Genomic DNA, 24,635 nt, shown 5'->3' on the forward strand with positions numbered 1-24,635 from the left:
TTAAACAGGACTGCTGTGCGTTGAGTGTCGCCAGCACAATAGTCGCGAAAAACAGCTAGAATAAATGAATAATGAAACCTGCATTCCCGGTGTATGGAGGTGTGAAATGGATATGGTGAACGATGGAGCTTGAGCATATAGAAGTTTTCCCCTGGAGCAGTAATCTAGAAATGGGGATTCCGCATCTCGATGAACAACATAAAACTTTGGTTGTGTTGCTGAACAGGTTGGCGGATACGCTTGTGCGTGAGGATAAGCTGGAAATTGAGTCGGTTTTCGAAGATCTAGCGGCTTACGCCGCCTATCACTTCAAAGATGAAGAAAAGGTTTGGAGTGAATACTTGGACGGTGATGAGTGGTGTGAATCTCACTTGTACAGCCATCAATCTTTCCTACCTAGGGTGAGAGAGATAAAGGAACAGGGTGAACACAAGCCTTTTCGTGAAGTAATAGAGGACGTTGTACGTTTCCTTATTCGCTGGCTTGCCATTCATATTCTCGATGACGACCGGAAGCTGGCTTTAGTGGTGAAAGGGATTCAGCAAGGGTTGGATATAGAGGCCGCTAAGCAACAAGCGGAGGAAAAGATGGAGGATTCCATCAATGTGTTCACGGATACGGTCTTGGGCGTGTGCAACAGCCTGTCCAGTAGAGCGCTTGAGCTTATGCGCGAAAGGTTACGGCGGCAGGAAGTTGAAAATGAATTGAAACAGGCGAATGCCGAACTGGAAAAACTCACGATTACCGATCAATTAACGGGGCTGCATAATCGACGTCATTTCGACGAGGTTTTACGTTTGGAGCTTCAGCGCGGAAGGCGAAATGCCAGCAGTGTTAGCTTGATCGCCGTGGATATCGATTTCTTTAAAAAATTGAATGATCGTTACGGGCATTCTTCTGGAGATGAGGCCTTAAAAAAAGTGGCCGATATGGTCGGGAAAGCGTGCCGTCGATCTGGCGATTTTTGTTTTCGGGTAGGGGGTGAAGAGTTTTACATCGTATCCTCGAGTCTAGCGCCTGAGGATGCATTAGCGTTTGCAGAAAACGTTCGGTTATCGGTTGAAGCACTAAAAATACCCAATGAGAGGAGTGATGTGAGTAATTATGTCACTATCTCTATTGGCGTTTTGACCAAAATACCGACTAAAGAGGATACCAAAGATGCTTACCTGATTAGTGTCGATAGAAATTTGTATAAAGCAAAAGGCGATGGTCGAAATTGCGTTGTCAGTACAATCACCTAGTCGTTTAGCGAACCTCCACTCTAACTTTATCCACATTTCCCCTGCTATCACTTACCACAATCTGGTACTCCCCAGCTTTGTCTATAATCGCCGTTCCGGCGGCTGAGGCGTGCGACTGGTGGTGAAAGTGGCCGTTAATATACCAACTGTGAATACCTTCCCCGCCACTGGCCTGTAGTGGAATAGCCAGCGCCCGATTAAGGTTTACGGGTGCCTGAAAAATACTGCCTGTTTCCAGACGACCAATTTTTATATCTACACCACTATCAACTGCTTGAGGGCATTCGGGAGAAAGAGGAGGTAGCTGCCGTCGCTGTCGATAGGCGGGCTTAATCCAGGGCTCCAATGACAACGGCCAGAGCGCGACGCTTTGCTGTTGGATGTTTTCGTTGCTACAACCACTGTGTACGCGATCCCCTGTTTTTGTGTCGGTACTGTAGAGTAGTGGGTTTTTTCTAAAGGGTTGTAGTTTGTCTGGCCAAGTAGGGGGCACGGTATCGTTTATTATCCAGGCGAGGTGGGTTGCATGACAATGTTTGAGCTCCTGCTCGTTCTTTAAGGTTCCCAGCGGCCAGCAAATTTCTTGCTGCTTAATCTTTTGAGGTTTTGCTATAGGTTGACGTGAATTTTCTAAATGATCGGCAATCGCGTGCAATAGTGGCCCTGCGTGTGATCGACCACTAGCGCCCGGGCTGGGAGTGCCGTCTGGTCGGCCAACCCATACACCGATGGTGTAATTGCGATCTAAGCCAATGGCCCAGGAGTCGCGAAAACCGTAGCTTGTACCCGTTTTCCAGGCAAGTTTATCGCGGCTCGCCAGCGCCGATATACGGTGAATGGCATCGGGCCTGTCGACGCCACTTAAAATGTGTTGTGTGGTCCATGCCGCCTGTTCACTAAAGAAAAATCTTTCTTGCTCGGGCAGAGATTTTTTTAAGTATTTGAGTGGGCGGGTTCGCCCCTTGTTGGCGAAGGCGCTGTAACCTATAACAAGATCCTCAAGCGTAATACCAACGCCGCCAAGAATTACCGCGAGGTTACCATTTTTATCCGTAGAAATTAATTGAAGGCCAGCATTCTGTAAACGCGCAGAAAAATTGGCGGGCCCAAATTTTTCCATCAGTGATACGGCTGGAATATTTAGAGATCGTTGTAGTGCCTCGGCGACACTTACCGGGCCGGAAAAGCCGCCGCTGAAATTTCCCGGTCGGTAGTCATGCCAGTTCTGTGGTGTATCGTTGAGCAGGGAATGTGAGTGAATAAATCCCTTGTCCATCGCCATGGCATATAAAAAGGGCTTAAGAGTGCTGCCGGGTGAGCGTATGGCTTGCACCATGTCCACGTGGCCAAAGCGTGTGGGGTTGCCGAAGTCTGCGGTTCCAATGTAGGCGAGCACGCTGTTGTCGGTATTATCCAGTACCAGTGCCGCGGCGGATGTTTTTTCCGCTTGGCCTTCCACGTAATAGTGCAGGTAGTCTTCCAGCGCTCTTTGTAGTTCGCCATCCACGGTGGTTTGAATGGTGTGGGTAATCCCTTGTTGTTGAGTGATAAGCCTGCGTGATAAAAGCGGTGCATATTGTGGTGGCGCATGGCGATAGGCTATCACCGGTTCCAGTTTCGCGCTGTCGACTTCATCTGTACTCCACTTGCCGAAGGCGTTTAAACGGTCGAGGACTTTATCTCTCGCGTTTTGCGCCGCCTGTGGGTGAAGGTCCGGGCGGAAGCGCGTGGGGGATTGAGGTAGTACGGCAAGCAGTGCGGCTTCTGCGCGTGTAAGTTCTGAAGCCGGTTTGTTTAGGTAGGTAAAACTCGCCGCCTGCACGCCTTCGACGGTTCCTCCGAAAGGGGCAATATTGCAATAGAGCGTAAGAATCTGCTTTTTACTTAAATGCCATTCCAATTGCAGTGTGCGCAATATTTGATACAACTTGCCGGAAATGCTACGCGAATGCGGATGCAGTAGCCTTGCGACCTGCATAGATAATGTTGATCCTCCGGAAATAATGGTTTTGTGGCGTATATTGCTGATGGTTGCTCGGGCCAAGGCGAGAGGATCGATGCCGGGATGTTGCCAGAATCGTCGATCTTCATAATTCAACAGCGCTTCGAGATAGAGAGGAGAGATGTCTTCCAGTGTGATCGCGTAACGCCAAACGCCTTTACTATCGGGAAATGCTCTAAGGGGGCGCCCGTCTTTATCGACAACAACACGCGTAAATAAATCGTCGGGGCTTGGTAGCTTTAAAGGGAATAGAAAATCGAGCAAGATTGTTGAACATAGTAGCGCGGTAATCACCATCGCTGCTGTGATTACCCGGGAGTATTTTTTTGCGTAGCGGTGTAGCATTGGATATAACTTAACGCTCGTATATAGGCTGACAGCGATGTTCGTGTTTTCGCACTCAATGTTTAGTCGCTAATGTGCGGGTTAATTATCGAACATCGTGCCAGCTGTGGTTTCGGGTATAGTTTTGGGTTTATTCCGCCACAATGGTCATACTTTCCAGTGAGTTTCCTATTGCGCGAATCTCCGGTCGGTACATATCCTCAATGATGGGTGGTGGCACAATGTATGTGCCGGGTGTAACCGCGCGCGCCATAAAAAAGATATGACTGGTACGGTAGTTGTGTTGGGTCAATGCGGCTACGAATCTATCGTCGCGGTATTCGCGGGTCTTAAATTCCGTTTCCTCTTCGAGTTTCGATACTGTCTGCCCGTCAATAATAAAATTATCCATTGGGGTAGCGTTATCAAGGTTTTGATTTTCTAATTCAAGCCCTGCAGGTAGCAGGTTAACTACCAGTGCATCGGGCACACGCCTGTTCGAGGTAACGATCAAATGCCCGAGTAAAAGGTCACCCGCTTTTACAGTGCTAGGCGTTATCGCCTCTCCCTTGCTGTTGTACCAGCGGCGCTCGATATCAATGTCGTGGCTTTGCGGCTTTGGGGCCACCTTGCTATAGCCATTTATTAAGGTACTGAGGTAAAGCGGCTTATCGTGTTGCGAGTGAAGACTAAAGCCTTGTTGAATGTGTTCTGCACTTAAGTTGCGGGACCAGGCTTGGGTTTGGTGCAGCGTTTCCGGTGATTCTCCGGTCAGTTGCCATTGAGCCTTCCAGGGTGTTTGCAGGTTTTGTTCCAGTGCGATACCAGCCATAAATAGGGATATTCGCTCTTGTGTACTTAGCCATTGTCGTGATCGAACGGACTGTTGCAATTGAATGGCAAGTTCCAGAGTGGCATCGGATTGATACTTGTTTTCTATTAAGAGATAAATACTCATACCGAGATCACGAATATTGCTGCCATAGTCGCCCCAGTAACGGTACTCCTCATCAAAATTATCGAGAGCTCTTTCTAGAGCCTGATTACCGCTTTGTTTATCACCCATTTTCAACAATGCCAAGCCGAGCTGAATTTGTGAAAAGCCCGAGTTGGCATCGTCAAAATCGCGAGTATAGAGATTGCGTAGTGCACCCAGCGGCGCTCGATTTAATTGGCTGAGTACGTAACCTGCATAGGCACGCGTGGCAAAGGCGTAGTGCTCTGGTGAATGGGACCAGCGCTGGTGAATGAAAGTACGGGAACTGTGTAAATACTGGTTGAGCCTATCCAATGCTTTTTTCAGAGGTTTGCTCGGTACATCCATGCCCATCTGTTTAGCGTTTAATAAAAAATCGGTTGCGTATACCGTTAGCCAATGTTCCTCTGGTGAATCTTTACTCCATAAACCGAAAGAACCGTTACTGCGCTGGAAGCTCAATATGCGGTCGATACCTTTTTGAATCATATCTCGCCGCGAGGCTTCTGCAATGGGGTTTAAATTGAATCGTGTCTGATTCTCCGGAGTAGCGAAGGTTAGTGGCCAAGCGCGACTAGAGGTTTGCTCAAGGCAGCCATAGGGGTAGGCCAGAAGATTGTTTAACTGATCATTAATATGCAAATTTATGGCCGGCGAGAGTGTCGCGCTGGCTTGTAGGGTACCGGGTAAGGCGTCGGCGAGTAGAGATGGAGAAATATCGAAGGGTTCTCCGGGTTTTAAAATACGGTGAATACTTTGGGTAATCGCCGGGTAAGCGGGTCTTGTGCCCAATTTCCAACTGCGGGAAAAATTTTCGATATCGTCACCGCTGATTTCGGCCCGAATGGTGGCCAGACCTTCATGCCCTACGGCGTGAACGTCGTAATGAAACGTTGTTTTCTCCTTTGGTTTAAGTGTAATGGCGCGATCGCTTGAAGCTAAGTCTAGCGGCCATTCGCTACTTAGATTAACCGTCAGGGCTTGGGGTTCTTCTGTTAGGTTTTGTACATCCAGGGCAATACTGCTGTGATCACCTGCGGCTAAAAATCGCGGCATAGCAATTTCTGCCACAATGGGGGCGGCCACAGTGACTTCTCTGTCACCGCTCCCGTAAGCATTGTCATTAAAGGCCAGCGCCATTAATTTCAGCCGCCCGTTAAAGTCGGGAATGTCGAGTTTAACTTCGGCTTTACCGTTGCTATCAAACTTCACCGGCCCGCGAAACAACGAGATTATTTGTACTTCACTTTGCGGATTCTTCCCTCCGCGAACCAGATCGGCATCGCCGCCGAAGCGGTACTGGGCGACGTTAGATTGATTCGCTTCAATAACATCGGCATAGATATCTTTTGAATCCACGCTGTAGCGGCGTTTACCGAAAAAAAACTCGAAGGGGTCGGGTGTTTTGAAGTCGGTAATATTGAGAACACCAACATCCACCGCTGCAAGTGTTACGTGGGTGTTCGTTTGCGTAAGCCTGTCGAGTGTGAGGGTCGCTGTAAGTGTGGATTCGGGCAGTAATTTTTCTGGGCTATCGATATCGAGTGTCAATTTTCGCGCTTCGCGATCCAAAGGCAAATGAATTAACCCCAATGCACGCTTGGGTGTGGTTTTGACTTTTTTCTCAATTGGTTGAAGCAGTAACGCCGAGATATACAGGTTGTGGCTGTCCCAGTTTTTATTGATGGGGATGTCAACAATAGTACCTTCCGTACTCACGGAGATTTTCTTGCTCCATAGTGGTATATCGGATTCCACCAAAATTAATACCTGACCATCGGCGGGAGGTAAAATTTTAAGTTGGGCGACGACGTCGCTTTTATAGGCATTTTTGTCTAATGCAAGGTTGATTTTATCGGGCCTTGCGGCTGCGGCTGCGGCAGTTTTCGCATTTTTCCAGTCATAGTACCAATCGCGACCAGCGAAAAATCGAACGCTCGTTAGCGTATTGCCATCACTGTTTCGGGCTTCGAGCCGGTAGCGTCCCCATTCAACAGGATAAGAAATGGTTTGCGCCTGTTTTTCATCAAGAGAAAGGGTTTCGCTAACAACGGCAAACTCTTTTTCCGTGTAGTTCCAGTGCCAGCCGCGGTGCTGGTTATATTCCCAAAAATACTGGCGATCTTCACGGATAAGCTTTACGTCCACGTTACTTACGGCTTTTAATTCGCCTGTGCTGCTTGCGTTAATTAAATCAAATTTTGCGTGGCTGCCGGGTTTGGGGTTTTTATTGCCAAAGTGTGGACGTATGCCGATCAGATGTTTTTCCGGCCAAATCAAGATGGGGTGTGCTCGGGTAATGGGACGACCACCGGATTCGAATAAATTGGCGATTAGGTTTACTTTTAGGGGCGAGACGGTTTTTTTCCATGAAGAGGGTATTTTGAGCGTGGTCTGACCATTTTTGTCGAGCAAGATATCGTCGAGTTTTTGCTGTTTTGAAAAGCTGCTATCGTTAAGGTTACCAAAGCTGAAGCCTTTGAACATTTCCAATGGTTCACGCCAGTGAGAAACCTGTACCATGCTACCAAGCTTATTTCCCGCAGCGGGCGCGCCGTAAAGGTATTCACCCAGTATTGGCAATTCAATGTTGGCAAGCTTGTTTGTTATCACGCTGCGCTCGTCACCATTAGCTAGTGTGAGCTTCATCCGCTCCGGCAGGAACTCTTCCACATTGAAGCTGTAACTCACTGGCTTCTCCATAATGCCGGAGACAACCAATTGCCATCTTCCTGTAGGTGCGGTGGAGGGTATTGCCCAGTTGTATTCGAAATAGCCTTGCTTATCCGGTTGCCACTTAAAGCTTTTTACATTGCTGCCAGCGGGGTTGCGGATATCGGCGCTCAGTACTGCAGTTTGCGCCAACCTGCCATCGTGATCGCGTAACAGGCCGCTAAATTGAGCGGCTTCCCCTGGGCGGTAGAGGTCGCGTGGGCTGTAAATAAATAGTTCGTTAGGTAGTTGTGGCCGGGAGCCTAAATCGAATTCGGACAGGTCTAGAGCCGGCTGCTGGAGGTTCAGCAGCGTGTATTGTTTGTTTGTTTTTGCAATCAGCAAGCGCGCGTTAGGAAAGTGCCCGCTAAAACTAGCGAGACCTTTTTGGGTGGTTGTATTGTTGGCGATTACTTGGTTTTGATTATCGATTAGTTGTAGTTCAATATCGCGCAAAGGTTTGCCGGTTGCCAGGGACGCTGCGTGGACATCCATCTGGTTTTTATACTGGCGAATATGCAGGCCAATATCAGTAATGGAGAACCAGGTAATTTCTTTTTCTTCATAGTTTCCCGCCTGGCGCATTATCGCGAGATATAATCCAGGTTTTTGTAATTGTTCGAACTGCTGAATATCGAGATTGCGTTTGACGCGGGTATTTTTCGGTGGGTTGAGGTGGAAGCGCGCACTGTAGATCAGTTCGCCAAAAGAGGACATACGCTCAGCGTACCAGCCCTTGCGACCGTAGTGTTTGGCGTGATCGGTAAAATCACTGATGTGCTTATCTTTTATACGAAAGAAATCCACATCAATTTCTGCAATATTAACACTAACGACGGGCAGTCCCGAAGTGTAGCCTAAGGGCAGAATTGCACCATCGGAATCGAAGTTAACACTGGGTTTAAGTGCGCGGGTGCTAATCATTTCGCTGCGGCTGTAAAACAGTTCGCTTTTGTTCTGTGCGGGTAGGCCAGGGTTTATGGTTACCTTGTAAGAACGTTGTGGCTCGGTATTAAGAAACCACACCTTGCGGGTGTCTTTACCAACAATCCAGCTGCCGTCTACCGGGCTACCGTTGCCTTGGTGAATAACAAAATAGCTTTGAATGTCATTACTCGTATCGACGGCTGTATTAAAGGTAACCGCAATGGCATTTTTCCCTTCGCGGTTGCTTTCGGATATATCCAGAACTTGTATGGGGATCTGGTTGCCTATATTGGCAGATAAATCATCTTCCTGATCGGAGAGTTCTTCGTCCGCGACGGCCGTTTCCGGAGCGCCAGCGGTGCCTTCGGAGGAAGCTTCTTTGGTTCGAGGTAGTGACGGTAATACCGCTGGTTCTACCGTGGGAGTTGGTATTGATACCCGTGCTTGGTCGGGCTCTTGTGGTGCATCGTTACATGCGGAAAGCAGCAGCGTTATAAGTAGGCACGGAAGCAGGCGTAAGTTCATATCGGATTCCCTCGAATGTTGTTCTTTAAATCCTACCTGGATGATGTGGCGTAACCTTGTCACAATTGTGATGAATTGTGGAGATTCTTCTGAGTAAAACGCTACGATAATATGATCGGGGATGATCGAAATTAATTATGGAGAGATTGAATGAAACTTAAAGAATGGAAATGTATTGCTGTTTCGCTGTTGTTTTCTATTGCTGTAGAGTCTCTTGCCACTATTCCGAAGATTGTGAGCACGGAAGGCCCGCTGGCCCACGGGGAAATAATTACGGTAAATGGATTGAGCTTTGGAACAAAGGCTTCTGTAAAGCCACTGCTTTATTGGTGCGCCGATGACGGAATGGAGCCTTCGAGGTTGGGAAGAAAAACAGAGTGGGATTCCACGTTTAACGGTGAGCGCCTAACGCTATCTGATCACGGTGCGATTGTCGCAGAGGGCTCATCTGCCGTAGTAAGGACGGACTTTGGCTTAAATAGTGGCGCCATTCTTGGTCGAGTAAGTTTCGTTTCCGATCGCGCCTATCTTTGGCGTAAACGCTATGACGATTTTGATGTTTCTAAACATTATGCGATCAGAACCCGATATGTTGATTTACTTCCTTTAGGGGAAGAGGCAGATCTGGCCACAGGCATGCTGATGGCCACGGAGGATCGCAACGTGGTTGGCAAAATAATACAATTGAAAGTTGATAGCTCTGTGAAAGGAACGGCTTACTATTCCAATGATTACGGCAATATTCATGACGCATCCGCGATTGAATCCGTCGTTACAGGAGACATATTACACCTCTATCAAAAAGAGGATACGGAACTGCTCTAGCCAATATTTTCTGCGAAAAGTAATGAAGGCGCAGGTATTTTTCATACCTTCAACCATAAGGTTTTAAGCTTTTGGGGAGATTTTGCTGGAGGGCAAATGAACAACTCCTACGTTGGATTAGGTGATGGTTCCTGGTTGCAGGATATGTTTGTTAGCGAATATACCCAGGTTTCCACTCTGTGGTCTAAAAACTGGGCGAATGTCATTGATGGTGCTAAATACCGCTGGGTTATTGAGGAAGCTCAGTATCAGGCAGGCTCGATAGACCAAGTCGATGGGCAATTTTATTTCTGGCAAAACCGCGTTAAGGGGTGGTCGAGTGATAAACGCTTTCGCTTTCGAACAACGGAATACCCCGAAAAATATGGTGATATCTACCAAAATCAAGTTTCAAACGGTGCCCAGCCTGGTTCCTATGAATACTTTGATACACTCTATGTTGACGATTCATGGCATAGAATCTTGATCTGCAGTCAAGCACAGTGGGAATCCTGCACCGATCCAGAGATCCAAATACCGATCGCGTGGTCGGACTCAAGCCTTAAATTTGCGACCAGGATGAATGGATTGCAGTCAAAGGGGGGCGGAGGCTTGTATCTATATGTTGTAAACAACGAGGGGGAAGTGAATGCACAGGGTTTTGCTTTGTGCCCCCGTTGTCCGTCGACAGTGGAAAACCTTTTATTTGAACCAATTAATAAAAATTAGAGGCCGTTGTATGGCAAAAATATTAGTGCTTTATCATTCTTTATCCGATTGTACTTCTGAAATGGCAGCGTTGGTTGCAGAGGGAGCTAAATCCACTGGCGATATGGATGTTCGTCTGGTGAGTGTTGCTGAGGCAACAGCAGAGGATATGCTTTGGTGTGACGGTGTGGCCGTCGGGTCGCCTACCCATATTGGAACGGTTTCTTGGCAGCTTAAAAAGTATTTCGATCAAGACCTTATCGATCACTGGGGGAAAATAGACGGCAAATTTGGTTGTGCATTCAGTACTTCCGGTGGCTGGGGAGGCGGCGCTGAACTAACCTGCCAGACCATTACTAATATGCTGATGAATTACGGCTTTCTGGTGTTTGGTGTGGTGGACTATGTTTCAAGAAATCACACCCTACATTACGGCGCGATTAATGCGAAAGCTCCTCGTGAGAGCTATGCTAAAAAGGCGAGTCACCGTTTGGGCCAAAGGTTGGCAGAGTGGTTGGCCGTTTATGTCGATGGCAAAAAGGAATCTCATCCATTGATTACCCGAACTGAAATCGTCCCAGCGGAATAAAATTTGTGGATATTCGACCCTGTGATTCGAGTGATTATCAGGAATTCTGCACTATCTATAATCACTACATTGAAAATACGGTCATCACGTTTGAAGAGGTACCGATAACCGTGTCGGATATGGCTGGTCGTGTTGAAAAAGTCACGGGGCAAGGCCAGCCCTGGTTAGTTGCTGAGCTGAACGGGGCTGTTATTGGCTATGCTTACGCCAGTCAATGGCACGAGCGCAGTGCCTTCCGTAATACCGTGGAAACGGCGGTTTATTTAAAGCCCGGCATTACGGGTAAAGGTTATGGGCGAGCCTTGTACGGAGAGCTGTTGTCTCAGAGTCGCTGCCACGTAGCCGTTGCCACTATCGTAGCGCCAAATGTGGCAAGTGAACGTCTGCAGGAGGCCTGTGGGTTTCGTCAGGTAGGGTACCTTCATGAAGTCGGTTTTAAATTTGGACGCTGGTTGGATGTGACGTACTGGCAAAAAACATACGTATAAAAATAATAGTCTGGAGGACGGTCGGGTGCGAGCTATTGTCTTTTCCTTTTTATTCCTCGTTTCGCTATTCATTTACGCCGAGCCCTGGGTTTCTGATCTGGGCAATGGTGAATATAAAAATCCGGTTTTATTTGCCGATTACTCGGATCCAGACTTAGTTAAAGTTGGCGATGACTTTTATATGGTTGCCTCCAGTTTTAATGCTATGCCGGGGATACCCGTATTGCATTCCAAAGACTTAGTAAATTGGGAAATTATCGGTCATGTCTATGAACGCCTACCCTTCGAAAAATTCGAACGACCTGCTCACGGTGATGGCTCCTGGGCCCCGTCCATTCGCTTCCATAACAGTGTTTTTTATGTGTATTTCTGCACACCGAATCGAGGCCTGTTTGTTGCAACCGCCAAACACCCTAGTGGCCCCTGGACGCTTGAACATATGGTGGATGTGGCGCTGTGGGAAGACCCCTCCCCGCTGTGGGACGATGATGGCAATGCTTATCTAGTGCGCTCCAAGGTGCGCGCCGATAATCTCTACTTACATCGAATGAGCCCGGATGGCAAAAAGCTATTGGATGATGGTGTGCTGATCTATCGTAATCTCGATGAGCAGCCGGTAATAGAAGGCCCCAAAATAATGAAGAAGGATGGCTGGTACTACATCCTTGCTCCCGCAGGCGGAGTACCCACGGGCTGGCAAGCGGTGTTGCGGTCAAAAAAACTTTACGGCCCCTACGAAACGAAAGTGGTATTACATAAAGGCAGCACGGAGATTAACGGCCCGCACCAGGGCGGACTTGTGCAGCTGGATTCTGGCGAGTGGTGGTTTATGCATTTTCAGGATCGCGATATATATGGCCGAATTGCACATCTGCAACCGGTTCATTGGCAAGATGGTTGGCCCTTAATGGGAGAGGATATTAACGGCGATGGCATTGGCGAGCCGGTAGCGAAATGGAAAAAGCCGGACGTAGGTAAAACCTGGCCTATTCAAGTGCCGCAAGCATCCGACGAATTTAATGTAAGTAAATTGGGTCTACAATGGCAGTGGCATGCCAATCCAAAAAAGGAGTGGTATTCATTAAACGATGCCGCCAGAGGGAAAATGCGTTTGTATGCGGTAAAAAACGTAACTCAGTTTGGTAACTTGCGTTTTGTGCCTAATCTTCTTCTGCAAAAAATCGCAGCGCCAAGCCTTTCCTTCACCACCAAAATCACCTTTGCTCCAGACAGCCTCAACGATAAAAGTGGATTGACGATTATGGGCCGCAGTTGGGGCTATATTGGACTTTATAAAGGTAAGGACGGCGTGAAGCTCGGGGTGTTTGAAGGGAAGTATGAACAGTATGACGATGCAACCGTAGAGGTGGCATCTTTGATGGCAAAGCCTTCAGGTAAAAATACCTATACTTACTACCTGAAAGTGGATGTTGCCGCGGGTGGAGAGTATCAGTTTTCATATAGTCTGGAGGGAAAAACGTTTAATTCGCTGGGAAACAAGATTCAGGCAACGGCCGGGGTTTGGATTGGAGCCAAAGTGGGGTTGTTTAGTGTGAGCCCCAATATTAACCCGAGCAAGGGCTATGCGGATTTCGACTGGTTTCGTACACAGTAAAACGTTGTTTTAGCGCTGGCGGGTTTGTTAGAATCCTGTCGCACTCCTCCATGCAGTAACATTCCATGTTCGATCACGTGTTTGCTCAGGCGCTGGGCTTCGTCAGCTTTGCGCTCGGGATTATGTGTTTCTATCAAAAAGACGATAAACGCCTGAAAATGGTAATGGTGATTATGAGTTTGAATAACATCATTCACTTTGGGCTTCTCGGCGCGCCGACCGCCAGCTTTGGGGCGGCGCTTTCAATGATAAGAGCCTGGATTTCGCTATATACATCTTCGCGCTGGATCGCTTTGGTTTTTATTGTTATCACGCTGGTTCTTGGTTTGTTTCTGTCTGAATCCATTGGTGACATGTTTCCTATTATTGGTACCTGTATTGGTACTTATGCGCTTTTTTGTTTAAAGGGCATAAAAATGAGGATTGCATTTTTATGCGGGGCGCTATGTTGGTTGGCAAATAATATTTTAGTGGGATCGATTGGTGGAACTCTGTTGGAGTTGACTTTACTTGCCGTGAATTTAAACACCATTCGCCGGCTGTGGTTTGGGCGTAAATTAGAATCTTCAGTTGCGAATTGAATGTTTGATGGCATAGATTTTATGTTCACAGTCGCGCTCGCGCAGTAAAAGAAAAAGGGGGCCCATTAACGTGGCCCTCAATGCTCAATACCAACTCTACTTTGGTCTTAGGCCATAGTGGTGTTGTGTAAAAAGGAGGTTGAACATGCCCATTAAAATTTTTACCACTGGAGGCACAATTGATAAGACCTACTTCGATCAAAAAAGTAGTTATCACGTCGGGGAGCCACAGGCGTCTGGCGTGCTCGAAAGAGCAAATGTGGTTGTCGGCTACGAAGTCGTCTCCTTAATGAAAAAGGATAGTCTGGATCTGGATGATTCTGATAGAGAAGTGATTAGAAATGCCATCGTATCGGCGCCGGAGGACAGGATAATCGTCACGCACGGTACAGATACAATGATCATTACTGCTGAATATTTGCAACAAACACCCAATAAGACCATTGTATTAACGGGCTCTATGTATCCCGCGCAGTATCGAGATAGCGATGCTGTTTTCAATTTAGGCGGGGCTATGATTGGGGTCCAGGTTCTGGATCCTGGAGTGTACATAGCAATGAATGGGCGTATTTTTGATCCACTAGCAGCCGTAAAAAATGTGCCGCTTAACCGGTTTGAAGAAAGGAGCCCCTGACTTCAATCTTGCCCCAAATTACGTTCACTGGTTACATTCTTCCCTTTACTTCTTGCTGAGCGGATGGGCAGGTGCCGTTACGCAGGCAGCACAAACGCCACGAACGGATAGGGTGAAAGGAAAGTCCTATATTGAACAAGCAGGGATTGAGGGTGATAGATGACTGAAAAATTAGCTGTGTGGCGTGCATGTGGAAATTAGGTCGCACTTTACGCGAGGATTCTGTACTTCAGGAATATTTGGTTAATAAAAAACCCCCGCCAATAAAATTGACGGAGGTTTTCATATCAACTTGCTAAATAATTAAAGCGGCTTACTTCTTGGCTGCTTCAGCTTTAGCTTTTTCAGCCGCAATAACCTCTTCCGCTACATTCGCAGGGCAAGGCATATAGTGTGAGAACTCCATAGAGAACTGACCGCGACCAGAAGTCATGGTACGCAGTTGTCCGATGTAGCCGAACATTTCTGCCAGTGGTACGTCGGCTTTAATGCGCACGCCGGTAACGCCAGCTTCCTGATCCTTGATCATGCCACGACGACGGTTGAGGTCACCAATAACATCACCTACGTGATCTTCCGGTGTAAATACGTCTACCTTCATAATAGGCTCAAGCAGTTGCGCGCCAGCTTTGGGAATGGACTGACGGAAAGCGCCACGAGCAGCGATTTCAAAGGCAACCGCTGAGGAGTCAACGGCGTGGAAGCCACCATCGTAGAGTTCAACTTCTACATCCAATACAGGGAATCCAGCCAAGGTACCAGCGTTCATCATGCTGGCGAAACCTTTCTCAATAGCAGGGAAGAATTCCTTAGGTACGTTACCACCCACAACAGTGGACTTGAATAAGAATCCAGAAGCCGGCTCCCCTGGGCGGATGCGGTAGTCGATTTTACCGAACTGGCCAGAACCACCGGACTGTTTCTTGTGCGTGTAGGTATCGTCGATTTCTTTTGTAATGGTTTCTCTGTAGGCAACCTGTGGCTTACCGACTTCCAGTTCAACGCCATAGGTACGCTTAAGGATGTCGACTTTAATATCCAGGTGAAGTTCGCCCATACCTTTCAGGATGGTTTCGCCAGAGTCTTCATCGGTTTCGACACGGAAAGAAGGATCTTCTGCAACCATTTTACCAATGGCGATACCCATTTTTTCGGAGCCGCCTTTATCTTTAGGCTTAACCGCAATTGAAATAACGGGCTCAGGGAACACCATAGGCTCAAGCGTACAAGGGTGCTTAGGATCACATAGGGTGTGACCGGTTTGTACGTTCTTCATGCCTACGATTGCAATAATGTCGCCGGCTTGTGCGCGGTCGATTTCGTTGCGATCGTCTGCGTGCATTTCAACCATACGGCCGATACGCTCGGTTTTGCCGGTGAAGGAGTTCAGAATGGTCGTGCCTTTTTCCAAAACGCCTGAGTAGATACGGATAAAGGTCAGAGCGCCGAAACGGTCATCCATAATCTTGAATGCCAGTGCGCGAAGCGGCTCTTCTTCAGATACTATAGCTCTCTCGCCGGTATCGTTACCTTCTTCGTCGGTTAGTGGCTGAGGCTCAACTTCTGTCGGACAAGGCAGGTAATCAATAACCGCATCCAATACCAGTTGAACACCTTTGTTTTTAAAGGCAGAGCCACAGTAGGTTGGGAAGAAGTCCAGAGCGATGGTGCCCTTGCGGATACACTTTTTAATATCTTCAATGGAGGGTATTTCACCTTCCATATAAGCCATCATTATGTCGTCGTCCTGCTCTACGGCTGTTTCAATCAGTTGCTCGTGGTACATATCCACATCGTCAACCATATCGGCAGGAACATCTGTAATTTCGTAATTTTCTGGTAGGCCAGTATCGTCCCAAATGTAGGCTTTCTTGGTGAGTACGTCGACAACGCCCGAGAAGTCCTCTTCGATACCGATTGGCAGGGTCATAATCAGAGCGTTGGCACCCAATACCTTTTTAACCTGTTCGGTAACACGGTAGAAGTCGGCACCCATGCGATCCATTTTGTTAACAAAGATGATACGAGCGACTTCAGATTCGTTAGCGTAGCGCCAGTTGGTTTCAGACTGGGGCTCAACACCACCGGAACCACAGAATACGCCCACGCCGCCATCGAGAACCTTCAGGGAGCGATACACTTCTACGGTGAAGTCCACGTGTCCTGGGGTGTCGATGATATTCATGCGGTGATCCTTCCAGAAACAGGTCGTCGCCGCCGACTGAATGGTAATACCGCGCTCTTGTTCCTGTTCCATAAAGTCGGTAGTCGCTGCACCGTCGTGTACTTCACCTGTGCGGTGAATTTTACCGGTGAGCTTCAGGATACGCTCGGTAGTAGTGGTTTTACCGGCATCAACGTGGGCGAAGATGCCTATGTTTCTGTAATGGGATAAGTCGGTCATAACGCTACTCTATATATATGCTTGGGCTAAAAATGTGCGCAAAGATACACGATTTCGACAAAGATTTTTACTAAAAATTGAACAGATTTTGTCTTAAGGAGGGGTTTTTTTTCGTAAGCCATGCTTAAGAGGGAGAAATGCGGGATTTGGGGGCCAACTCAAGTTACTTTCTACGTGAGAGCTCGTTAATAAAACCCGTCGCTGAAGCTGTGGGAGGGGAGCAGTTATTGCTGGATATTACAGGAGAGGTTCCGAGAGGTACGTCACAAAAATGTCAGATATGTTTACATTTTCGCGCCATTTTACCTGTGGCGCGGTAATTAAGTGGCTGAATTGTAAGGCACTTCTGTTTGTTGGCGCGGGTTTTGCTTTGTGGCGGGTGTTCCATTATTTCCAGTGTAGAAGATTAAGGAGGTTTAAGGTGGTTTACCGGAGAGGTGAAGATCAAAAAGTGTGGTATCGCGTGGATCGATGTTTTCGTATCGGTCTGGATTGGTATGTTTCTACTCGTGAGGAGGGCGATATTGGTCCGTTTAAGTCGCGTGTCGAGGCAGAGAATTCTGTGCCGCGTTATATCAGCGTTATGAAAGCCGACACTGAATACGGCAGTTTTGCACGCAAGCTTGCCATTCAGGGTATTTGGGCCTCAACGCATTATTCCTGAGCCCCACTGCAGTATTAACTTAATGTCTGTTACAGCAGCTCGAATGGTGGTGGGAGGGTTCTATGGTGGGCTCTTCTGAAAACGCTCGCTCCCTGAAGGGTTCCAGTTCTATTCGCTTTAGGCGTTTTCCAAGCATGGTTATCTGCCCGCGATAGCGCACATCACCAACGGACGAAAATTCAAAGCTGTAGTTGCGCTTAAATGCAAACAGTGAGTGGCTGGACCGGCATAGCGCGATTTTTCTCAACACAATGCTCTGATCTAGGAGCGTTACCCCGTTTTTTTCCGTATGGCTTTTGGCGACTCGAAAGGCGCGTTGGCTGATACCCAGGTGCTGCCAGAAAGCGATGCCGAGCAATAAGGCGATGAGTGTAATGGCGAGATCGTAAAGAGTCATGGGGAGTACCCTAGCTTAAACTTCCTGCTACAGCCAGCCCTTTTGCCGCGCTATGCGCGCGGCAATGTCGACGGTGATACTTGACGTTGTTTGCTAGGCGCGGAAGGGGGAATGTACCAGTGCCTTGAGGCTGCTTTTCACTAGGGCGATGTCGCTGATGTTTTCGCACTACCGCCGCTGAGTGCAGTGTATACGTCGTGTTATCGTCTGGTTAGTCTCGATGGGTGCTCGAGGCAAGGCTGGCGTTTTCGTACCAGCAGGGTTTAATATGACTGCACTGTAGAGTAATGATAACCCTATAAAAATCTACGCCAAGACCGGAAAATTAGTCGATAGGATGCCCACTCCTTTTCTCCCCGATAGCCGCAACTTCTGGCTGTACCACTGTTTTGGCTTGCTTGCGCTTGCCGTTATTGAGGTGGCCACTATTTTGTTTGCTCCCCACGCTGTGGGCTTCAAAATATGGGGTAGTCTCGTGTTGTGGCCGGTGTTATTTACGTTTTCAGTATTAGGTTTTCGCTGGCTCTATAAATTCAACCGCTTTTTTCAGGTGGGTGTGGGGCAGTTAATTCCTCTGATTGTGCTCTACTCATTGATCACTGCGACCGTTTCAGCAACGGCCATGACCTTTACTCTTTTACCCTTTTATCTGCCCGATTTTGTTTCTCCAGAGCAGTTGGCCGCCAACAGCTTTAACCTTTTGGATGTTGCTCTACCTATTATTATTGGTGGTTCGCTCTCCGGGCATTTATTTGTTATGGCTTGGGCTTTTATCTATGTGTTCGCCGCTGAGAACCGTCGTGCAAAACAGTCCGAGTTGCGTAATTTAAGGCTTCAAAATAACCTGAAAGAAATGCAACTAAGCCATTTGGCCAGCCAGCTGAATCCGCATTTTTTATTTAATGCACTGAATAATATTCGCTTTTTGATTCACGAAAACCCACAAAAGGCGGACGGTATGATTACCGTGTTATCTGAAATACTGCGCTATTCACTTGCCTGCGGTAGCCGGGAACAAGTTACGCTTGAGGAAGAGTTGGCCGTTACCCGTCAGTATGTTGATGTGGTAGCAGTGCAATACGAAGATAAGCTGACGTTTTCTTGCAGCGTGCCCGATGTACTCAATAAAATTCAAGTGCCGCCAATGTGTATTCAAATGCTGGTTGAAAATGCGGTAAAACACGGTTTGGAGCATTTGCGCGAGGGCGGCTGTATTGCTATACAGGGAGAGCTGGAAGCTCTGGGAGTGAAAGTTACCGTCACCAACCCGGTACCCGATACCGTTAAGTTAGATGGCGAGCGCAATACTGGAACCGGGTTAAAAAATATACGCGATCGCCTTCAGTTGTTGTATCAAGAAAATGCTGTCCTTAATACACGTTACGCGGGTCGTCAGTTTATCGCTGAGCTGTTTTTACCACGGGAGCAATAAGTGCGCGCAATTGTTATTGAAGATTCTCGCCTGGCTCGGCGTGGCTTGATTCGGATGTTAAGTAAGCACCCCTCCATTTCTGTCGTGGGGGAGGCAGAGCATCCTTCGGACGCCAGAGAGTTGATCGCAGTTGAGACGCCCGATTTACTCTTTTTGGATATCCACATGCCGGGCGAGTCCGGCTTGGAGTTGCTGGCATCCTTGGATTACTCGCCTAAAGTTATTTTTACAACAGCCTACCCAGATTACGCAATTCGCTCGTTTGAGCATGACACTGTTGATTATTTACTCAAGCCTGTTAGTGAGGATCGGCTTGAAGCAGCTATTGCCAAACTGAGATCGGATCAAACTGTTGTTAAACCCGTTCCGCTGGAGGCCGCTTTAACGTTGGATAGTAGGATTTTTGTTCAGGACGGTGATGCTTGCCATCTGGTGGTCTTGAATACCATTGAGTACATTGAAAGTTGTAAGAATTACGTGCGCATATTTTTCGAGGGCAAGAAGGCCTTCGTAAAAAAATCCATGACACAGGTCGAGCAGCGCCTGCCTTCCAATGTTTTCTTTCGGGCTAACCGGCAAATGATTGTTAACCTACAGGCTATCGCGGGTATCGAAGAATCTGTAGGTGAAGGCTATGATCTGAGAATGAAAGACGGAACAGTTGTAGAAACCTCTCGTCGCAATACGGCCCGGCTCAAGGAATTGCTAAGCCTTTAACCCCGCCGGGTATTATTTGTCCCTGTATTTTTCCATTCATACCTCTCTATCGCCATTCGGCACCCAATTCACTGCTTAGGGTGTTGTCGCGGGATACTGGGCTCCTCAAAAGATGGAGTCATAGCAATGAAAGCCCAATATAAGAAACTACTGATTGTTTTTACCCTGTTTATCGTTTTACCAATGTCGCTTGCCCAGGCGAGCCCCGCTAACCTTGCTGATCTCAAGCTAGAGATCACACGAATCTTGGTGGAAACAAACGTACCGGCCATAGGGATTGCACTGGTTGAAGATGGAAAACCTGTTTGGGTTGAAGGCCTAGGGACGGCCGACCTTGAAAAGCAGGTTCCAGCCGACAAGGACACAATCTTCCGCATGGGGTCGGTGTCGAAAATGTTCGCCGGTGTAGCGGTGATGCAGTTGGTGGATCACCGGCGCTTGTCACTGGACGACAAGCTGGCCGATATCCTGCCCGAATTTGTATTCGAAAACCCCTGGGAAGATACTCACCCTGTCCGCATTGCTCATTTACTCGAGCATACGACGGGTTGGGATGTTCACATGGGTGAATATTCGGGAGAGGCGCCAGACACCTTATCGTTGGAGGATGGGCTCAATTCGCATACGGATTCCAGGGTCTCCCGCTGGATACCGGGCACTCGTCAGACCTACAGCAATACCGGCCCGGTAGTGGCGGCCCTCGCGGTGGAAAAAATTACCGGAATGTCTTTTGAAGCCTACACACAAAAATATATTTTTGACCCGCTGAATATGCCATCAACGTCATTTTTCAAAACCCAGGCCTATGAGCAGAGGGGCGCCACGAATTACACCCCGAAGGGGCCGGCAGAGTATCTACATATCTTTTCCAGACCCTCTTCATCATTGAATACATCACCCAGCGATTTTGTTAATTTTTTAGCAATGTTTGTTAATCGTGGGCAGTCAGTTGATCAAACGATTCTCAGTGGCGGGGCGGTGGATCGAATGGAAAAATCAGAAACAACGCTGGGATTTAAGGCGGGTATTGAAGCCGGTTATGGTTTAACGGTAGACGCATTCGGATTCGAAAACTGGAACATGCCGTTTTATGGTCACACGGGGGGATTGCCGGGGGCTGTTTCCGAGTTGATTTATCAGCCCGAGCTAAATGCGGGATATGTCTTTATGATCAATCAGGAAAACCGTGCAGCGTTTGACCGCCTCTCCAGAACCTTAAAAGAATACCTGTTAAGAAACAGTGTAAAAGACAAGGCTGAAGTGCAAGTGATTTCCACGGAATTTAGGGGCATCAACGGCTTCTATACGCCTGTTAATCCAATATTCGAGTTGGGCAGAATTCAGTTTGATATTGCCAACGTAATGCGGATGTCCAGTGATGATATGTACTTGCACCGCAGTCCGTTTTGGGGGGGGTGGACAAGCAACGACTACGCACCGAAGAATTCCAGTGGGGAGTATCTTGTATCAGACTGGACAGGTCTCCCGTCAATTGCCATTGTGCATGATCCTCTTGTTGGTGAGGCTGTTCAGGTGGAAGGTGTGTTGTATAAGAAAACGTCGGCTATATTGGTTTACGGGCGATTGTTGGGGCTTCTTGTGAGCGTTACGATGATACTGTCGAGCTTGATCTACGCTCTTTATTGGTTCCCCAAGTCGGTATTCACCAAAAAGATTTTTTCCACAGAAAATCTCGTTCGGATGCCGACGCTACTGTTAAGCGTTACCTTGCTGGCCATCCCTGTCTGGTTGGGGGTGTCGGGAGTTGACCCAAAATTAATTATGCAATCACAAACCGTGATGTTCGCAATATTTGGAATAAGCAGCCTGTACCCTGTAATGGTTGCTTTAAGTCTTTATCCGTTAGTTCTGTATAGACGCTCGATAAAATCCGGAGTGCTATTCTATTACGTCGCTTTGTTGGTATTGACTCATGTGTTTATTGCGATCTATTTGGGTTACTACGGTCTGTTGGGTTTTAAAGTCTGGGCGTAGTTGATAATTTTCACGCAGCTATCAACCGAATCATCTGTCGGGGGCATATAGAAGCTCCCTTTGTCGCTCCCCTGTGTAGGGGAGTTTATTTGGCTGACAGGAACCTTTAAGAACGGTGCAACGTCAGTGACAAGTGTGTATTAGGAGTGCTGCTGCAAAGCTTACAGCCAGCCCTTTTGCTGGGCGATGCGTGCGGCATCGATACGGTTAGTGGCATTGAGTTTAGCAATGGCTTCCGATAAATAATTGCGCACGGTTCCCTCCGACAAAAACAGACTGGACGAAATATCGGAGGTGGACTTGCCTTCTCCGGCCAGGCGTAAGGCTTTACGTTCTTTATCTGTTAGTGGGTCGCAGTCATCCAGCGCGGCAATTGCCAGCTCCGGGTCAATCACTTTGCGCCCGGCCATTACTTTGCGGAGTGCCTGGGCGAGTTGCGCGGAGGGGGCGTCCTTTAACAGAAAACCATCCACTCCTGCGCTGAGGGCGCGTTTGATATAGCCCGCGCGACCAAAGGTGGTAACCACTACCGTTTTTAGATGAGGGAGCTGCTCACGGCATTTTTCGATAAGCTCGATACCGGTCATTTCCGGCATTTCAATATCGGTAAGCAATATATCGGTAGGGGTGTTTTTCAGCAGTGCCAGTGCCTTGCGACCATTTTCTGCCTGCCCGCTAATTTCCAGATCACCTTCCAGTTGTAACAGTGCGCAGAGCGCGCCGCGCACCAGTGCCTGATCTTCTGCTATCAGTACTTTAATCATAGGTTTTCCATCGGGAGGTTAAGGGCTAGGCGAAAGCCGTTGCTGTTGTCTGCAGTGTAATGTCCACCAAAGCTTTGCAGTCTTTCTTGAATGCCCACCAAACCGTTGCCAGGATAAAAACGCTCAACCTGACCATTGTCGTTAATGTGTATTTGGATAAACCCTTCACTGTTCTTCAGGGTAATGTTTACCTCGTTACCGCGGCAGTGACGGATAATATTGGTAACCGCTTCGGTTACCATCAGGATAATAGCGGCTTCTCTCTGGGCATCGGTTTGGTCTAATTGATTCGTGATTGTAGCTTTAAAATTGGCGGCCTCCAGTCGTGTTTGCAGGTGGGACAGTCGCTCGCCCAACCCCCGGTGGCGATAGCCGCTAATCGCCTGCCGCACATTACTCAGAGTTTCGCTGGCGAGTTTTGCGACCTCATCAATTTCAGCTAACGCTTTTTCCGTTTCGCCTCTATCGCCGAGTTTTTTGGCCAACTGTGCTTTCAGGGCAATGCTGGAAAGTGTATGGCCAAGGGTGTCATGCAGGTCGCGGGCAATGCGCTCGCGTTCTGCGACGGTGGCCAGTTGACGCTTCTCTTCTCCGCTTTGTCGTTCGCGCTCTTCGTAGCGTATGTTTTGTTGAATATAGGCGCCCATCAGCGCCATGGCAACAAGGGGCACGAGGCCGGGAAAAATATAGTAAGAGACCCACAGGTTATATACAGTGGCCGAGAAAAAAAGATTAGCGGTAATAATAAGCGAGGCAATAAGTACTTGTTGTCTGGTTAAGTAAAAGCCGGCAAAAAATGCGGCATAGCCATAAAATATACTGGAAGAGGGGTTTTGGCCGGAGCCGATAGTGCCGAGCACTGTCATGGCGACAATATAGAAAACGACATGTTTTTTGCTGCAGCGTGTGAGGCGAATAAAGAGCCCGACAAAGGTAAAGTATAGGGTTAGCGAGATTGTGATAAAGCCGAGTGTTAATGGGGTAAAAAAAAACGAGAAGAAATAAAAGGCGCTGAACATTAGCGATATCCAGCTCCAGGGTTGCTCCATGTGGGCGTTAGTTGTGTGATTGGGTGATGGCATAAATCTATCCAACAAAGGGTTTGGGAGCTTTTTAGTTGTGATTGTTCGTCTATTTTTGCTTGCGTGCAACAGGTAAATCGTTCGCGATGCTAAATCCGGGTGCAAACTAGTTCTCTACCGCAAGTGATTCCTTTATAAGCGAAAGCGCCCCAATAGTGAGGCGCCTTAGTTATGGGTTGGTGTCGAGAAGAGTGCTGGCCCAGTCGTTTTCGGGATTGACCGCCAGGGCTTTTTCCCAGTAGTAACGGGCCATTTGTTTATCGCCCAGTTCAAGGTAGGTGAGGCCTAGCCATACATGAGTTTCGCTAAAGCCCCAATGTTTGCCCGAGTTGTGATCACGGGAAAAGGCGTCGAGTGCTAAGGTAAATGCTGTCTTAGCGCTTTCTTTGCTGCCCCCAAACATGGCTGGCGTGTTGTAATCCAGAATGCCTTTAAACATCAGTACGCGCGGGTTTTCTTTGTCGATCGATAGTGCTGCATCGATTCGATTGTGCGATTTCGGCCCGTAGGTCATGCCCATAAAGGGATTTAAACCGATACTGTAGCCATAAATATTGGCTAACAGTGCCAGGCTCTCTTCATCTTTTGGATGGGATTTAAAGTGGCTTTCCATTTCCTGAATAAGCTTATCCAGTGTCTGCTTCGCTTTTTTTTCGTCCTGGGTAAAACTGTATTTTAAGGCCAGCCGATAGCTTGCGAGAAAGTGCTCGTAGCCCTGGGTGGAGTTACTTATCTCTCGCAATTGACCGATTTTGTTTGAGTAAAAGGCCTGCTCAATCGCATCGATATCACTTTGTGTGGCAATCGCGGTATGGGTGAACAGTAAAATGGCTGCGGTAAAAAGGCGGGTGTTTAGGGTTTTGATCGATTTCATTTGTAGATCCTCCATGGGCAGAATTACCGGTTCCGATATGGATGGTTTGTTTCTGCGATGGGTGTAGTTTCCGCTTTTAGGTCTTGCGGAATAATGGAGGTTTGTCATTGATACGGATGACAAATGTCATGATATAAAAGTGCTTCGGCGAAACTCGACAAAGTCGCAACGCAACAG

General features: G+C 47.9%; 19 protein-coding genes. 12 read left to right on the forward strand and 7 right to left on the reverse strand.

All coding sequences use genetic code 11. The features are described from left to right. Window positions 1–122: 122 nt before the first annotated feature. On the forward strand, window positions 123–1,244 hold the full coding sequence (locus tag H5715_RS18655) for a GGDEF domain-containing protein (protein ID WP_075186469.1): 1,122 nt from the start codon (window positions 123–125) through the stop codon (window positions 1,242–1,244). A gap of 4 nt (window positions 1,245–1,248) precedes the next feature. Here the strand turns inward: H5715_RS18655 and pbpC are convergent, their stop codons facing one another. After that, complete coding sequence (pbpC, locus tag H5715_RS18660; protein WP_075186470.1) at window positions 1,249–3,591, reverse strand: penicillin-binding protein 1C; 2,343 nt, start codon at window positions 3,589–3,591, stop codon at window positions 1,249–1,251. Between the two features lie 130 nt (window positions 3,592–3,721). Continuing rightward, window positions 3,722–8,710: an alpha-2-macroglobulin family protein gene (locus tag H5715_RS18665; protein WP_083608093.1), complete on the reverse strand. Its 4,989-nt coding sequence runs from the start codon at window positions 8,708–8,710 to the stop codon at window positions 3,722–3,724. Between the two features lie 150 nt (window positions 8,711–8,860). Here H5715_RS18665 and H5715_RS18670 point away from each other — a divergent pair, with 150 nt between their 5' ends. The 7 genes from H5715_RS18670 (at window position 8,861) to H5715_RS18700 (ending at window position 14,129) form a co-directional block, all read left to right on the forward strand. Beyond that, the gene (locus H5715_RS18670) at window positions 8,861–9,535 is read left to right on the forward strand and encodes a hypothetical protein (protein WP_075186471.1); all 675 of its coding nucleotides are present in this window, start codon (window positions 8,861–8,863) and stop codon (window positions 9,533–9,535) included. A 96-nt stretch (window positions 9,536–9,631) separates the two neighbouring features. Then, window positions 9,632–10,243, forward strand: coding sequence for a hypothetical protein (locus tag H5715_RS18675; RefSeq protein WP_075186472.1), 612 nt, complete (start codon window positions 9,632–9,634; stop codon window positions 10,241–10,243). A gap of 10 nt (window positions 10,244–10,253) precedes the next feature. Further along, the gene (locus H5715_RS18680; protein WP_075186473.1) at window positions 10,254–10,811 is read left to right on the forward strand and encodes a flavodoxin family protein; all 558 of its coding nucleotides are present in this window, start codon (window positions 10,254–10,256) and stop codon (window positions 10,809–10,811) included. 5 nt (window positions 10,812–10,816) lie between these two features. After that, on the forward strand, window positions 10,817–11,299 hold the full coding sequence (locus H5715_RS18685; protein ID WP_075186474.1) for a GNAT family N-acetyltransferase: 483 nt from the start codon (window positions 10,817–10,819) through the stop codon (window positions 11,297–11,299). Window positions 11,300–11,324: 25 nt separating this feature from the next. Continuing rightward, complete coding sequence (locus H5715_RS18690) at window positions 11,325–12,914, forward strand: glycoside hydrolase family 43 protein (protein ID WP_221892320.1); 1,590 nt, start codon at window positions 11,325–11,327, stop codon at window positions 12,912–12,914. A gap of 77 nt (window positions 12,915–12,991) precedes the next feature. After that, window positions 12,992–13,495: a YgjV family protein gene (locus H5715_RS18695; RefSeq protein ID WP_246434614.1), complete on the forward strand. Its 504-nt coding sequence runs from the start codon at window positions 12,992–12,994 to the stop codon at window positions 13,493–13,495. 145 nt (window positions 13,496–13,640) lie between these two features. Beyond that, window positions 13,641–14,129, forward strand: a complete 489-nt coding sequence (locus H5715_RS18700) for an asparaginase domain-containing protein (protein ID WP_075186476.1) — start codon at window positions 13,641–13,643, stop codon at window positions 14,127–14,129. A 313-nt stretch (window positions 14,130–14,442) separates the two neighbouring features. On the opposite strand, the gene fusA is transcribed toward H5715_RS18700, so the two are convergent. Next, the gene (gene fusA, locus H5715_RS18705) at window positions 14,443–16,533 is read right to left on the reverse strand and encodes an elongation factor G (protein ID WP_075186477.1); all 2,091 of its coding nucleotides are present in this window, start codon (window positions 16,531–16,533) and stop codon (window positions 14,443–14,445) included. Window positions 16,534–16,954: 421 nt separating this feature from the next. Here fusA and H5715_RS18710 point away from each other — a divergent pair, with 421 nt between their 5' ends. After that, a complete protein-coding gene (locus H5715_RS18710) occupies window positions 16,955–17,197 on the forward strand; it encodes a DUF6316 family protein (RefSeq protein WP_075186512.1) in 243 nt (80 codons plus the stop codon). A 19-nt stretch (window positions 17,198–17,216) separates the two neighbouring features. Here H5715_RS18710 and H5715_RS18715 read toward each other — a convergent pair whose 3' ends face one another. Then, window positions 17,217–17,594 (reverse strand): DUF3301 domain-containing protein, encoded by a 378-nt coding sequence (locus H5715_RS18715; RefSeq protein ID WP_075186478.1) that lies wholly within the window; start codon window positions 17,592–17,594, stop codon window positions 17,217–17,219. Window positions 17,595–17,931: 337 nt separating this feature from the next. Between H5715_RS18715 and H5715_RS18720 the strand changes: the two genes are divergently transcribed. The 3 genes from H5715_RS18720 (at window position 17,932) to H5715_RS18730 (ending at window position 21,738) form a co-directional block, all read left to right on the forward strand. Then, window positions 17,932–19,026, forward strand: a complete 1,095-nt coding sequence (locus tag H5715_RS18720; protein WP_075186479.1) for a sensor histidine kinase — start codon at window positions 17,932–17,934, stop codon at window positions 19,024–19,026. Next, entirely contained in the window at window positions 19,027–19,743 is a 717-nt protein-coding gene (locus H5715_RS18725; RefSeq protein ID WP_075186480.1) for a LytR/AlgR family response regulator transcription factor, read from the forward strand. It abuts the gene before it with no gap. A gap of 126 nt (window positions 19,744–19,869) precedes the next feature. Next, the gene (locus H5715_RS18730) at window positions 19,870–21,738 is read left to right on the forward strand and encodes a serine hydrolase domain-containing protein (protein ID WP_075186481.1); all 1,869 of its coding nucleotides are present in this window, start codon (window positions 19,870–19,872) and stop codon (window positions 21,736–21,738) included. A gap of 161 nt (window positions 21,739–21,899) precedes the next feature. Here H5715_RS18730 and H5715_RS18735 read toward each other — a convergent pair whose 3' ends face one another. The 3 genes from H5715_RS18735 to H5715_RS18745 all read right to left on the reverse strand — a co-directional run bounded on the left by H5715_RS18735 (window position 21,900) and on the right by H5715_RS18745 (window position 24,458). After that, entirely contained in the window at window positions 21,900–22,502 is a 603-nt protein-coding gene (locus H5715_RS18735; RefSeq protein ID WP_075186482.1) for a response regulator transcription factor, read from the reverse strand. Beyond that, window positions 22,499–23,584, reverse strand: coding sequence for a sensor histidine kinase (locus H5715_RS18740; RefSeq protein WP_083608094.1), 1,086 nt, complete (start codon window positions 23,582–23,584; stop codon window positions 22,499–22,501). Before H5715_RS18740 ends, H5715_RS18735 begins: the two co-directional genes overlap by 4 nt. A gap of 169 nt (window positions 23,585–23,753) precedes the next feature. Beyond that, complete coding sequence (locus H5715_RS18745; RefSeq protein WP_075186484.1) at window positions 23,754–24,458, reverse strand: tetratricopeptide repeat protein; 705 nt, start codon at window positions 24,456–24,458, stop codon at window positions 23,754–23,756. Window positions 24,459–24,635: the final 177 nt, after the last annotated feature.

The organism is Teredinibacter haidensis (assembly GCF_014211975.1).
GTDB classification, from domain to species: domain Bacteria; phylum Pseudomonadota; class Gammaproteobacteria; order Pseudomonadales; family Cellvibrionaceae; genus Teredinibacter; species Teredinibacter haidensis.